1 protein-coding gene is annotated in these 313 nt (G+C 60.1%); it reads right to left on the reverse strand.

Translation table 11 applies throughout. The features are described from left to right. A partial coding sequence (locus AC0QHF_RS19235; protein WP_324705855.1) for an Ig-like domain-containing protein occupies positions 1 to 313 on the reverse strand: 313 nt, incomplete at both ends.

Below are 313 nucleotides of genomic sequence, written 5' to 3' on the forward strand. Positions count from 1 at the left end.
GCGGTGTTATCGTTTCCGGCGATATCCGCTGCCACATTAGCCGCGATATCCACGGTCACTTCCCCATCGGCGTCGGGGGTGATGTCGAAGGTGTAGGTGATGTTGTCGGTGGTTTGCAGGTTGTCGGCGCTGCCGTTGTTGACGGTGATATCCGATACGTCGAACCCGCTGACGGCTTCGCCGAAGGTAGCCGTTACGGTGAAGGCGGTATTGATTGTCTCCTCGGCATCCGTGGCGAGTGTCACCGTGGGGGCGGTCGAGTCCGCCGTCCGGGTGAGTTGGGTGGCGGCAATGTTATCGTTTCCGGCGATAT

Source organism: Lyngbya sp. CCY1209 (assembly GCF_055795065.1).